This window comes from Pseudomonas sp. B10(2017) (genome assembly GCF_002113295.1).
GTDB classification, from domain to species: domain Bacteria; phylum Pseudomonadota; class Gammaproteobacteria; order Pseudomonadales; family Pseudomonadaceae; genus Aquipseudomonas; species Aquipseudomonas pudica.
The window spans coordinates 184,810-196,823 of record NZ_NEJU01000002.1 but is presented as its reverse complement, the minus strand read 5'-3'; the positions used below and the strand labels follow the sequence as shown (position 1 = coordinate 196,823).

Below are 12,014 nucleotides of genomic sequence, written 5' to 3'. Positions count from 1 at the left end.
ACCTGACAATGGCTGCTGGTTCCCGCAAAGGGCAGGGCAATGAAAGACCTGTTGTTGATCGGCATCGGCCCGGGTGACCCGCGCCAGGTCACCTACGAGGCGGTCGATGCGCTGCGCCAGGCCAGCGTGTTCTTCGTACTCGACAAGGGCGGCGACAAGGACGAACTGGTGCACCTGCGCAAGGCCATCCTGCAACGCTACAGGCCCGAGGGCGGCTACCGCCTGGTACAGGTGGCCGACCCTGCACGCGATGGCCAGGCGGATGACTATCTGGGCGCGGTGCAGGACTGGCACCGGCAGCGCGCAGCGCTGTATGCCCAACTGATCGAACAGGAGATAGGCGACGGTGAAACCGGCGCTTTTTTGCTGTGGGGCGAGCCGACGCTTTACGACAGCACCCTGCGCATACTTGGCCTGGTCCGCGAGCGTGGTGTGGCGCTGCGCCTGCGGGTAATTCCGGGCATCAGCAGCGTGCAGGCGTTGGCGGCGCGCCATCAGGTGCCGCTCAACCGCATCGGTGAGCCGTTGACCGTATTGCCAGGGCGGCGCCTGGCCGGGCAGGGGCAGATCGACAATGTGCTGGTGATGCTCGACGGGCAGTGCGCGTTTGCCCGGCTCGATGATCCGGCATTGATGATCTACTGGGGGGCGTACCTTGGGACCGCGGATGAGGTGCTGATTGCCGGGCCATTGCAGGCGGTAAAGGCGCAGATAGTGGAAGTGCGTGAGCGGGAGCGGGCGCGCAAGGGGTGGATCATGGATAGCTACCTGTTGCGCAGGGAGCTGTGAGGTGTGGTACCTGTTCCGGCCCTTTCGCGGGTGAACCCGCTCCCACAGGTACAGCGCCAGCTTCAGGGGCGCGCGTTCCCTGTGAGAGCGGGCAAGCCCGCGAAGCAGGAGACGCCGACTTCAGGGGTTACCCAGAAGGGCCTGCACCTTCTCCCGCAACTGGTCGATGCTGAACGGCTTGCCGATCAGGTGCATGCCCTCCGGCACTTTGATGTTCTCGGCATAGCCACTGGCGAACAGCACCGGCAGCAGCGGGCGCAGCTCGCGCGCCTTGCCGGCCAACTCTTCGCCGCGCATGTCCGGCAGCCCCACGTCGGTCAGCATCAGCGCCAACTCCTGGCCCGGGTCCTCGAGAATGCGCCGCGCCGCGCCGGCACTGTCCGCCTCGATGACCGTGTAGCCCAGTTCGTCGAGCACTTCGACCATCAGCATGCGTACGATGTCGTCGTCTTCGACTACCAGAAGGTGCATGGTTCGGATCCTGTGCTAATGAATGTCTTTAATCTGTGCTCCAGATGGCAGCAGAAGTTCCCGAGGATACCGGGCACTGCAATCAGATGGAACGTTTGGCGCACGCTACCTTCAAATACTGGCTAAATGCCCTGCCAGACCCGTCAAAGCTGGTTAGACTCGCTTTACGGGACAGAGCAGCGGCAGACAACTACAACGATCGATTTGCCACACTTTCAATGGACTTTACTTGCTCGGGCGTTTTCACATGATTCAAGCAGCCACGATGGACCAGCGGAGCTTCCGCAAGCTGTTGAGCCGCAACGTCGGCCTACCCCTGGGGGTTGGCCTGCTGGGGGCCGTTGCCTTCGTCGCGGTGATCAACTACCTGCTTTCGGCCTTGCAGTGGGTCGAGCACACCGACCGGGTGATCGGCAATGCCAACGAAACGGTCAAACTGTCGATCGACATGGAAACCGGCATGCGTGGCTTCCTGATCACCGGCGACGAGCGTTTCCTCGACCCCTACGAGGTGGCCAAGCCACGCATCTTCGGCAGCCTGCAGAGCCTGCGCGGCATGGTCGAGGACAACCCGCAGCAGGTCGAACGCATCGACCGGCTGATCGCCCTGCAGCAGGCGTGGAACACCTTCGGCAGCGAGATGATCAACTTGCGCCGCAGCCAGGGTGATTACAGCGCCTTGATCGGCAACGGCCGCGGCAAGCGCCTGACCGACGAGATCCGCAAGGAGTTCGACAACCTGATCGCCAGCGAACAGCAGTTGCGCATGGCGCGCAACGAGAGGGTCAACAGTGTGACCGTCACGGTCATGTCGTCCTTCGTGCTGTTCATCGTCGGCCTCAGCGCCTTGCTGGCCTACCTCGGGCGGCGCGACCTGCTGGCGCTGTCCGGTAGCTATGACGAAAACCTGAAAGCCCAGCAGCGCGCGGCCGAACACCTGGAATACCAGGCATGGCTGCGCAACGGGCAAACGCAACTGGCCGAACAGGTGCTCGGCCAGCTGACCCTGCCCATGCTCGGTGACAACATCCTGCGCTTCTTCGCCGGTTACCTGGGCAGCGTGGTCGGCGCGTTGTATGTGCGCGACGAACATGGCCGCCTGGTACGTGTGGCCAGCTATGGCCTGGATGCCGAGGAGCAGGCACGCGAGCAGGTGCTGGGCGATCACGAAGGCCTGCTGGCCCAGGCCGTGCGCGAAGCGCGGCTGCTGCGCCTGGACGACTTGCCCGAAGGCTATTTCCACCTCAGTTCCGGCCTGGGCCGGGGCCTGCCGCGCAGTGCCATGCTGATGCCCTGCAGCGATGACGGGCAGATCAACGGCGTGCTGGAGCTGGGCTTCCTGCGGCCGCTGCAGGAGCGTGACGAAGAGATGCTGCAGCGGGTCCGTGGCAACCTCGGTATCTCCATCGAAAGCGCTCGCTACCGGCAACGCCTGCAGGAAGTGCTGGCCGAGACCCAGCAACTGAACGAAGAGCTGCAAGTGCAGCAGGAAGAGCTGAAAACCGCCAACGAAGAGCTCGAAGAGCAATCCCGCGTGCTCAAGGAGTCCCAGGCCCACCTGGAAACCCAGCAGGCGGAACTGGAGCAGACCAACGAGCAACTGTCAGAGCGCACCGAGGCGCTGGACCGCAAGAACGACGAACTGCTCCAGGCCCAGGACGAGCTGCAGGCGCGCGCCGAGGAGCTGCAGCGTTCGAGCAAGTACAAGTCCGAATTCCTCGCCAACATGTCCCACGAGCTGCGCACGCCGTTGAACAGTTCGCTGATCCTGGCCAAGCTGCTGGCGGAGAACGGCGAGGGCAACCTCAGCGACGAGCAGGTCAAGTTCGCCGAATCCATCTATTCGGCCGGCAACGACCTGCTCAACCTGATCAACGACATTCTCGACATCGCCAAGGTGGAAGCCGGCAAGCTCGAAGTGCGCCCCGAAAACACCCAGGTGGAACGCCTGGTCGAAGGCCTGCGTGGCATGTTCGAGCCGTTGGCCGGGCACAAGGGGCTGGCCTTCGAGGTGACCGCCGAGGCGCAGGTGCCGGCCACTCTGTTCACCGACCGCCAGCGGCTGGAGCAGATTCTCAAGAACCTGTTGTCCAACGCCATCAAGTTCACCGAGCGCGGCCAGGTCAGCCTGAACATCGGTTACCAGCCTGGCACCGGCATCGTCTTCGCCGTGCGCGATACCGGCATCGGCATCGCCGCCGACCAGCAGCAGGCAATCTTCGGCGCCTTCCACCAGGTCGATGGCACCAGCAACCGCCGTTATGGCGGTACCGGCCTTGGCCTGTCCATTTCCCGCGACCTGGCGCACCTGCTGGGCGGGCAGATCAACGTCGACAGCAGCCCCGGCCAGGGCAGCGTGTTCAGCCTGATCCTGCCGGAGCGCTATGAGCGGGTGGCGCAGGATATCGAGCCGCTCAGCCTGCGCCCGGCGGTCGACAGCCTGCCACCCCCGCCGCAGGCACCGGCGGTGGCGGCGCCGAAACGGCAGGCACCGGTGTTTGACGACGACCGCGAGCGTGCACCGTTCGGCAACCGCTGCATTCTGGTTATCGAGGACGAACCGAATTTCGCCCGCATCCTCTTCGACCTGGCCCACGAGCTGGGCTACAGCTGCCTGGTGGCGCAGGGCGCCGACGAGGGCTTCGAACTGGCCGCCCAGTACATCCCCGATGCCATCCTGCTGGACATGCGCCTGCCTGACCATTCCGGCCTGACCGTGCTGCAACGCCTGAAGGAGCAGGCGAGCACCCGGCACATCCCGGTGCATATCATTTCGGTGGAGGACCGGGTCGAGGCTGCCATGCACATGGGCGCAGTCGGCTACGCGGTCAAGCCCACCAGCCGCGAACAACTGAAGGAAGTGTTCGCCCGCCTGGAGGCCAAGCTGACCCAGAAGCTCAAGCACATCCTGCTGGTCGAGGACGACGACCTGCAGCGCGAGAGCATTGCGCGCCTGATCGGCGACGACGATGTCGAGATCACCGCCGTGGCCATGGCCCAGGATGCCCTGGCGTTGCTGCGCGAGAACATCTACGACTGCATGATCATCGACCTCAAGCTGCCCGACATGCTTGGCAACGAGCTGCTCAAGCGCATGACCGCCGAGGATATCCGTGCCTTCCCGCCGGTGATCGTGTATACCGGGCGCAACCTGACCCGCGAAGAAGAAGCCGATCTGCTCAAGTATTCGCGCTCCATCATCATCAAGGGCGCCCGTTCGCCGGAGCGCCTGCTGGACGAAGTGACGCTGTTCCTGCACAAGGTCGAGTCGCAGTTGTCCAACGAACGCCAGCGCATGCTCAAGACCGCGCGCAGCCGCGACAAGGTATTCGAAGGCCGCAAGGTGTTGCTGGTGGACGACGATGTGCGCAATATCTTCGCCCTCACCAGCGCGCTGGAACACAAGGGCGCGATCGTCGAAATCGGCCGCAACGGCCGCGAAGCCATCGAGCGCCTGGAGCAGCATGACGACATCGACCTGGTGCTGATGGACGTGATGATGCCGGAGATGGACGGCTTCGAGGCCACCCGGCTGATCCGCCAGCAATCGCGCTGGCGCAAGCTGCCGATCATTGCCGTGACCGCCAAGGCGATGAAGGATGACCAGCAGCGTTGCCTGCAGGCCGGCGCCAACGATTACCTGGCCAAACCGATCGACCTGGACCGTTTGTTCTCGCTGATCCGTGTGTGGCTGCCGCAACTGGAGCGAATTTGACTAGCGAACGTAACACCGATATCGAAATCCGCTTGCTGATCGAGGCCATCTACCTCAAGTACAGCTACGATTTTCGCAACTATTCCGGCGCGTCGATCAAGCGTCGGATCCTGCATGCGCTGCGCCAGTTCGACTGCCTCACGGTGTCGGCGCTGCAGGAGCGCGTGCTGCACGACCCTGGCATGTTCATGCAGTTGCTGCAATACCTGACGATCCCGGTCAGCGAGATGTTCCGCGACCCGGGGCACTACCTGGCGCTGCGCAACGAAGTGGTGCCGCTGCTGCGCACCTGGCCTTCGATCAAGGTGTGGATTGCCGGTTGCAGCACGGGCGAGGAGGTGTATTCGATGGCCATCCTGCTGCGCGAGGAGGGCCTGCTGGAACGCACCATCATTTATGCCACCGACATCAATCCGCATTCGCTGGACAAGGCCAAGCAGGGCATCTATTCGATGCAGAGCATGCACGAGTACGCCGAAAACTATCGCATCGCAGGCGGCCGGCGTGACTTTGCCGAGTACTACACCGCGGCCTACGGCAACGCCATCATGGATAGTACCTTGCGTGACAACGTGACCTTCGCCGACCACAGCCTGGCCACCGACAGCGTGTTTTCCGAAACCCAGCTGGTGTCGTGCCGCAACGTGCTCATCTACTTCAACAAGGAGCTGCAGGACCGCGCCCTGGGCCTGTTCCACGAGTCGCTGTGTCACCGCGGCTTTTTGGTGCTGGGCAGCAAGGAATCGGTGGATTTTTCCGCCTACAGCGAGCGTTTCGAGCCGCTGGTCAAGCCCGAACGGATCTACCGCAAGTCATGAAAGGCGTACGCGCGATGGTAGTCGGCGCCTCTGCGGGCGGCGTGACGGCGCTGTTCAGCGTGCTGGGCGCATTGCCGGCCGGCGTCGCCATTCCGGTGATATGCGTGCTGCACCTGCCGGATGACCGTCACAGCCAGCTGGCCGAAGTGCTGCAGCGCCGCCTGCGGCGGCCAGTGTGCGAAGCCCGTGACAAGCAGCCGCTGCGCGCCGGGCAGATCTACGTGGCCGGGCCGGGTTACCACCTGTCCGTGGAGCGTGACCTGACCCTGTCGCTGAGCCAGGAGCCGCCGGTGCATTTTTCCCGGCCGGCGATCGACTACCTGTTCATGTCGGCGGCCGATGCCTACGGAGCCGGCCTGCTGGGCATGCTGCTCACCGGCGCCAACGAAGATGGCGCCGAAGGCCTGGCCTATATCAAGCGCAACGGGGGACGGACCGTGGTCCAGGACCCTTGCGACGCACAGGTGGCGCTGATGCCGGAGGCCGCACTGGCCCTGCACCAGCCCGACCATATTCTTTCTCTGAGTGGCATCGAGCGATTGCTCGCGGCCCTGGAACCCAGCGCATGCTAAGCCACACCATCGCAAAACTGCTGATCGTCGACGACCTGCCAGAAAACCTGCTGGCCCTCGACGCCCTGATCCAGGGCCAAGACCGCGAGGTGCACCAGGCCCAGTCGGCCGAGGCAGCGTTGTCGCTGTTGCTCGAGCACGAGTTCGCCCTGGCCATCCTCGACGTGCAGATGCCGGGCATGAACGGTTTCGAGCTGGCCGAGCTGATGCGCGGCACGGAAAAGACCCGCAACATCCCCATTGTGTTCGTCACTGCCGCCGGGCGCGAGATGAACTACGCGTTCAAGGGTTATGAAAGCGGCGCGGTGGACTTCCTGCACAAGCCGCTCGACACCCTGGCGGTGAAGAGCAAAGTGTCGGTGTTCGTCGACCTGTACCGCCAGCGCAAGGTGCTCGACCGCCAGTTGGAGGCCCTTGAACGCAGCCGCCAGGAGCAGGAGCTGCTGCTGGCCCAGCTGCAAACGGCGCGGGCTGAACTGGAACATGCCGTGCGTATGCGCGATGACTTCATGTCGATCGTGTCCCATGAGGTGCGCACCCCTCTCAATGGCCTGATCCTGGAAACCCAGCTGCGCAAGCTGCACCTGGCACGCGGCAACCTGGCCGCCTTCAGCGGCGACAAGCTGCAGGCCATGGTCGAGCGCGACGAGCGCCAGATCAACAGCCTGATCCGCCTGGTCGAAGACATGCTCGATGTGTCGCGCATCCGCACCGGCAAACTGTCGCTGCGGCCCAAGGCGTTCGACCTGGGCCTGCTGGTGCGTGGCCTGGTGGAGAACTTTGCCGCCCAGGCCAGCGCACTGGAAACCCATATCGAGTTGCAGCGCTGCGAGCCGCTGCAAGGCGAGTGGGACGAGTTTCGCATCGAGCAGGTGCTGGCCAACCTGTTGTCCAATGCCTTGCGTTATGGTGAGCGCAAGCCGGTGCAGGTACGGGTGTTCGAGCAGGACGGCCTGGCTTGCGTACAGGTGCAGGACCATGGCATCGGCATCTGCGTGGCCAACCAGCAGCGCATCTTCCAGCAGTTCGAGCGGGTCGCCACCCAGCAAGCCAGTGGTGGGTTGGGCCTGGGGCTGTACATATCGGAACAGATCGTCCAGGCCCATGGCGGGCGCATACTGGTGCAGAGTGAAGAGGGCAAAGGGGCCACCTTCACCTTGCAATTGCCACTGGCAACCTACGAACAACAAAACGACCAGGCACGGGCAACCTCTGCCTGAGACTGGGGTCTGATGGCCAGCTGTAAGTATTTCAAGGCGTTGACATGAGTGAAGATGCACAAGACGTAGTACTGGTGGTCGAGGACGAACCGGCGATTCGCATGATCCTGCGTGATTACCTGGCAGGGGAGGGCTACCACGTGCTGGTGGCCGAAGATGGTGAACAGGCATTCGCGATCCTGGCGAGCAAGCCGCACCTGGACCTGATGGTGACGGACTTCCGCTTGCCGGGCGGGGTTTCCGGGGTGGACATTGCGGAGCCGGCGGTGAAATTGCGGCCGGACCTGAAGGTGATCTTCATCAGCGGCTACCCGGCGGAGATTCTCGAATCCGGCAGCCCGATCACCCGCAAGGCACCGATCCTGGCCAAGCCGTTCGACCTGGATACCTTGCACGAGCAGATCCAGTCGCTTCTGCGCTAGCCTGCACTGGCCCTTTCGCGGGTAAACCCGCTCCCACAGGAACTGTGCAAGTCTCAAGGTTTGCACAGTTCCTGTGGGAGCGGGTTTACCCGCGAAAGGGCCCGAACAGACTAGCGCAGTGTCCGCTCCAGCCCACCCACCAGCATGCTTTCCATCAACCCCAGCCCCTGTTCTTCAGGCAAGGCCTTCAACAGCCCCGGCAACTGGTTCAGCAGCGTCGCCACCACATGCGCCGTGGCCACCAGGGCCTCCCCTTGCAACTTCGCCTGCGGTGCGATCAACCTCAGCAACCCCGCCTCATAGCGCTTGCGCAACAAGGCCAGGCGTGCCTGCTGGTCTTCGCTCAGGCAACAGAAGTCGCGCTCTGCCAGGCGAAACTGCATGGGCCGTTCGGCATGCAACTGCCAATGTGCGGCAATCAGGCTGCTCAGCGCCGACGCCCCGCGTGCCATGGCCCGCCGCCCCTGGTCCAGGGTGGCCTGCAGCTCCTCGTACAACTCCTCGATCAGGTCGTACAACAAGTCCTGCTTGCTGGGAAAGTGGTGGTACAGCGAGCCTGCGGTAAGCCCAACATGGGCTGCCAGCTCGCGCATGCTGACCTGGCCAAAGCCCTTTTCGGCAAACAGCGCCATGGCCCGGTCACGCCGCTCTTCGAAGTTGGCACAGCGCATCGCGGCATTGACCGGGGGCATGGCGTTCGCTCCTCAGTAGGTGAAGAAACCGCGGCCGCTCTTGCGCCCCAGCCAACCGGCCGCGACCATTTCCTTGAGCAACGGGGCAGGGCGGTACTTGCTGTCGTTGAAGCCTTCATGGAAGGCCTCCATGATTGCCAGCAGGGTGTCCAGGCCGATCAGGTCGGCCAGGGCCAGCGGGCCGATCGGCTGGTTGCAACCCAGGCGCATGCCGGTGTCGATATCCTCGGCACTGGCCAGGCCTTCCTGGCACACGAAGATCGCTTCGTTGATCATCGGCACCAGGATGCGGTTGACCACGAACCCCGGGCGGTTGCCGGCGGTGATCGGGGTCTTGCCGACCTTTTCGGTCACCACGAGCGCCTGGGCGTAGGTGCTGTCGCTGGTCTGCAGGCCGCGAATGATCTCGACCAGCGCCATCATCGGCACCGGGTTGAAGAAGTGCACGCCGATGAATCGCTCGGGGTGCTCGATGCTGGCCGCCAGCTGGGTGACCGACAGCGACGAGGTGTTGGTGGCGATCAGGCAGTCGGCTGCGACGTTGGCAGCCACCTGCTGCAGGATGCGCTGCTTGAGCTGCAGGTTCTCGGTGGCGGCCTCGATCACCATCTGCGCACTGCTGAGCTGGGTGTAGTCGGTGCTGGTGCGAATGCGGGTGCGGGCGGCTGCCGCCTTGTCGGCGTCGAGGGTACCTTTGCCGACCTGGCGCTCGAGGTTCTTGCTCAAGGTGGCCACGCCGCGCTCCAGCGCAGCGTCGGAAACGTCCACCAACAGCACCTGGTAGCCGGCCACCGCACACACCTGGGCAATGCCGTTGCCCATGGTGCCGGCGCCGATCACGGCAATCTGTTCAATGCTCATGTGTCGGTCTCCCTCAGACGCGCTCGAAGACCACGGCGATGCCTTGGCCACCGCCGATGCACATGGTGGCCAGGGCGTAGCGGCCCTGGATGCGCTGCAGCTCATGGATGGCCTTGGTGGCGATGATCGCGCCGGTGGCGCCCACCGGGTGACCCAGCGAAATGCCCGAACCGTTGGGGTTGACCTTTTCCGGGTCGAAGCCCAGTTCGCGAGCCACGGCGCAGGCCTGGGCGGCGAAGGCTTCGTTGGACTCGATCACGTCCAGGTCCTGCACCTTGAGGCCGGTCTTCTCCAGCACCTTGCGGGTGGCCGGGATCGGGCCAAGGCCCATCAGTTCAGGCTCCACGCCGGCATGTGCATAGCCCACCAGGCGTGCCAGCGGTTTCAGGCCCAGGCGGCGCACCGCATCACCACTGGCCAGTACCAGGCCGCCAGCGCCGTCGTTGATGCCACTGGCGTTGCCGGCGGTAACGGTGCCGTCTTTCTTGAACACGGCCTTCATCCCTGCCAGTTGCTCGGCGGTCACCTCGCCACGCACATGCTCGTCGGTGCTGAACTGCACGCTGCCCTTGCGGGTTTTCAGTTCCAGCGGGACGATCTGGCTGGCGAAGCGGCCTTCGGCAATGGCGCGGGCGGCGCGGCGCTGGCTGGTCAGGGCCAGTTCGTCCTGCATTTCGCGGGTGATGCCGTGCTTGGCCGCAACGTTCTCGGCAGTGATGCCCATATGGAAGTGCTCGAACGGGTCCTGCAGCACGCCGACGGTGTAGTCGATGCCTTGCAGGTCACCCATGCGAGCGCCCCAGCGTGCCTGCGGCAGCAGGTACGGGCCACGGCTCATGGATTCGGCGCCCGCCGCAACGGCCACATCGGTATCGCCCAGCAGCAGGCATTGTGCCGCTGATACGATGGCCTGCAGGCCCGAGCCGCACAGGCGGTTGACGTTGAATGCCGGGGTTTCCTTGGGGATGCCGGCGTTCATTGCCGCCACGCGGGCCAGGTAGGCGTCACGTGGTTCGGTCGGGATCACCGTGCCCATCACCAGGTGGCCGACTTGCTCGGCGGCCACGCCCGAGCGCTCGATGGCGGCACGGGTGATGGCGCTGGCCAGGTCGGCCAGCGGCAGGTCCTTGAGGGAACCGCCAAAGCCACCAATGGCTGAACGGACGGCACTGACGACGTAGATTTCTGCGCTGCTCATAGGGGCTCCGATTGCGAAGGCATGGCGGGACCGGGCCAGGCTCTGCGAGAATGGCCGGCGATCCCGGAGTGGGACCGAGTCTAGGCAAAGGCTCTGTTGCAGCCTATGCCGGAACTGTTCAGACAACCTGGCACTTTTTGCCACTCAGCATAGACAGCGAAAACCGCCATGCGCGATAGCGATTCGGTCGCCGTGTACTTCCTCAATGCCATGCTCCACGCCCTGCGCGACTGCCCCGCCGAACGCGATGCGCAGCTGCGCGCGGTGGGCATCGACCCGCAACTGCTCGAGCAACCCCAGGCTCGTGTACCGGCCAAGGCCTTCGCCCAGCTGTGGCTGGCGATGATCCAGCACCTGGACGACGAGTTCTTCCGCCTCGACAGCCATGGCATGCCACCGGGCAGCTTCGCCCTGATCTGCCGGGGCCTGATCCTGGAGCCGAACCTGGAGAAGGCCTTGCGCCAGTGCATGGGCGGTTTTGGCCTGTTCCTGCGCGATTTGCGCGGCAGCCTGACGCTGCGTGGCGGGCGGGCGCTGATCAGTGTGCAGTCGAGCATCGCCGACCCGCTGACCCGGGTGTATGCCGAGGAAACCTACCTGGTGCTGATGATCGGCATGCTGTGCTGGCTGGCCGGGCGGCGGATCGCCATCGACCGCACCGAGCTGGCGGTGTCGCGCCCGGCCCAGGAGGACGACCTGCTGCTGTGGGGGCCGGACCTGCGCCTGGGCAGCGGGCGCACCGAGGTGGAATTTGACAGCGCCTACCTGCGCCTGCCGGTGGTGCAGGACCTGGCGGCCCTGAAAACCTTCCTGCGCAGCGCGCCGCAGGGGCTGGTGATTCGCTTTCGCAACCAGAACGGGCTGGTGGCCGAGGTGTACCGGCACCTGCGGGCGCGGCGCTATGGGCAGTGGCCGACCCTGGCGGCGCTGGCGCAGCAGCAGGGGGTCAGTGCCAGCACTTTCCGTCGCCAGCTGGAGCGGGAAGGGCGTTCGTACCAGCAGATCAAGGACGAGGTGCGCCGGGCAATGGCCTTCGAGCGGTTGCGCGAAGGGGAACTGAGCATTGCCGAGATTGCCGAGCAGACCGGGTTCCAGGAGCCCAGTGCGTTTCACCGGGCGTTCAAGAAGTGGACCGGGCAGAGCCCCGGCAGCTACCGCGCGCGGTTGGCCGGGCGGTAGCGTTCACCTGCACTGGCCCTTTCGCGGGCTTGCCCGCTCCCACAGGTGCAGCACAGCTTTCAGGCCCTGTGCGATCC

11 protein-coding genes are annotated in these 12,014 nt (G+C 64.5%); 7 read left to right on the top strand and 4 right to left on the bottom strand.

The window, feature by feature from the left end; genetic code table 11:
• The first annotated feature begins 39 nt into the window (after positions 1-39).
• Positions 40-789 (top strand): precorrin-6A synthase (deacetylating), encoded by a 750-nt coding sequence (gene cobF / locus CAF92_RS03440; protein WP_046615186.1) that lies wholly within the window; start codon positions 40-42, stop codon positions 787-789.
• 120 nt (positions 790-909) lie between these two features.
• Here the strand turns inward: cobF and CAF92_RS03435 are convergent, their stop codons facing one another.
• Positions 910-1,260 carry a response regulator gene (locus CAF92_RS03435; protein ID WP_085599229.1) on the bottom strand — a complete coding sequence of 117 codons (351 nt, stop codon included), beginning with the start codon at positions 1,258-1,260 and terminating at the stop codon, positions 910-912.
• A 247-nt stretch (positions 1,261-1,507) separates the two neighbouring features.
• On the opposite strand from CAF92_RS03435, the gene CAF92_RS03430 reads away from it, so the two are divergent.
• The 5 genes from CAF92_RS03430 to CAF92_RS03410 are packed head-to-tail and all read left to right on the top strand — an operon-like array spanning position 1,508 to position 8,007.
• Positions 1,508-4,975: a response regulator gene (locus tag CAF92_RS03430; protein ID WP_046615188.1), complete on the top strand. Its 3,468-nt coding sequence runs from the start codon at positions 1,508-1,510 to the stop codon at positions 4,973-4,975.
• Positions 4,972-5,793: a protein-glutamate O-methyltransferase CheR gene (locus CAF92_RS03425; RefSeq protein WP_046615189.1), complete on the top strand. Its 822-nt coding sequence runs from the start codon at positions 4,972-4,974 to the stop codon at positions 5,791-5,793. The genes CAF92_RS03430 and CAF92_RS03425 overlap by 4 nt, the downstream gene beginning before the upstream one ends.
• Positions 5,790-6,365: a chemotaxis protein CheB gene (locus CAF92_RS03420; RefSeq protein ID WP_085599227.1), complete on the top strand. Its 576-nt coding sequence runs from the start codon at positions 5,790-5,792 to the stop codon at positions 6,363-6,365. Before CAF92_RS03425 ends, CAF92_RS03420 begins: the two co-directional genes overlap by 4 nt.
• Positions 6,359-7,585 (top strand): hybrid sensor histidine kinase/response regulator, encoded by a 1,227-nt coding sequence (locus CAF92_RS03415; RefSeq protein WP_085599225.1) that lies wholly within the window; start codon positions 6,359-6,361, stop codon positions 7,583-7,585. The genes CAF92_RS03420 and CAF92_RS03415 overlap by 7 nt, the downstream gene beginning before the upstream one ends.
• A 44-nt stretch (positions 7,586-7,629) precedes the next feature.
• Positions 7,630-8,007 (top strand): response regulator, encoded by a 378-nt coding sequence (locus tag CAF92_RS03410; RefSeq protein ID WP_085599223.1) that lies wholly within the window; start codon positions 7,630-7,632, stop codon positions 8,005-8,007.
• A gap of 110 nt (positions 8,008-8,117) precedes the next feature.
• On the opposite strand, the gene CAF92_RS03405 is transcribed toward CAF92_RS03410, so the two are convergent.
• The 3 genes from CAF92_RS03405 to CAF92_RS03395 are packed head-to-tail and all read right to left on the bottom strand — an operon-like array spanning position 8,118 to position 10,758.
• A complete protein-coding gene (locus tag CAF92_RS03405) occupies positions 8,118-8,699 on the bottom strand; it encodes a TetR/AcrR family transcriptional regulator (protein WP_046615192.1) in 582 nt (193 codons plus the stop codon).
• Between the two features lie 12 nt (positions 8,700-8,711).
• Entirely contained in the window at positions 8,712-9,560 is an 849-nt protein-coding gene (locus CAF92_RS03400) for a 3-hydroxybutyryl-CoA dehydrogenase (protein ID WP_085599221.1), read from the bottom strand.
• Positions 9,561-9,573: 13 nt separating this feature from the next.
• Entirely contained in the window at positions 9,574-10,758 is a 1,185-nt protein-coding gene (locus CAF92_RS03395) for an acetyl-CoA C-acyltransferase family protein (RefSeq protein ID WP_046615194.1), read from the bottom strand.
• A 168-nt stretch (positions 10,759-10,926) separates the two neighbouring features.
• On the opposite strand from CAF92_RS03395, the gene CAF92_RS03390 reads away from it, so the two are divergent.
• Positions 10,927-11,937 (top strand): AraC family transcriptional regulator, encoded by a 1,011-nt coding sequence (locus CAF92_RS03390; RefSeq protein WP_046615195.1) that lies wholly within the window; start codon positions 10,927-10,929, stop codon positions 11,935-11,937.
• Positions 11,938-12,014: the final 77 nt, after the last annotated feature.

What these genes read in the sequence shown, in the direction of transcription:
- CAF92_RS03410 (WP_085599223.1), top strand. Translation starts at nt 7,630, where the DNA reads ATGAGTGAAGATGCACAAGACGTAGTACTGGTGGTCGAGGACGAACCG.
- CAF92_RS03415 (WP_085599225.1), top strand. Translation starts at nt 6,359, where the DNA reads ATGCTAAGCCACACCATCGCAAAACTGCTGATCGTCGACGACCTGCCA.
- cobF (WP_046615186.1), top strand. Translation starts at nt 40, where the DNA reads ATGAAAGACCTGTTGTTGATCGGCATCGGCCCGGGTGACCCGCGCCAG.
- CAF92_RS03430 (WP_046615188.1), top strand. Translation starts at nt 1,508, where the DNA reads ATGATTCAAGCAGCCACGATGGACCAGCGGAGCTTCCGCAAGCTGTTG.
- CAF92_RS03390 (WP_046615195.1), top strand. Translation starts at nt 10,927, where the DNA reads ATGCGCGATAGCGATTCGGTCGCCGTGTACTTCCTCAATGCCATGCTC.
- CAF92_RS03395 (WP_046615194.1), bottom strand. Translation starts at nt 10,758, where the DNA reads ATGAGCAGCGCAGAAATCTACGTCGTCAGTGCCGTCCGTTCAGCCATT.
- CAF92_RS03400 (WP_085599221.1), bottom strand. Translation starts at nt 9,560, where the DNA reads ATGAGCATTGAACAGATTGCCGTGATCGGCGCCGGCACCATGGGCAAC.
- CAF92_RS03405 (WP_046615192.1), bottom strand. Translation starts at nt 8,699, where the DNA reads ATGCCCCCGGTCAATGCCGCGATGCGCTGTGCCAACTTCGAAGAGCGG.
- CAF92_RS03435 (WP_085599229.1), bottom strand. Translation starts at nt 1,260, where the DNA reads ATGCACCTTCTGGTAGTCGAAGACGACGACATCGTACGCATGCTGATG.
- CAF92_RS03420 (WP_085599227.1), top strand. Translation starts at nt 5,790, where the DNA reads ATGAAAGGCGTACGCGCGATGGTAGTCGGCGCCTCTGCGGGCGGCGTG.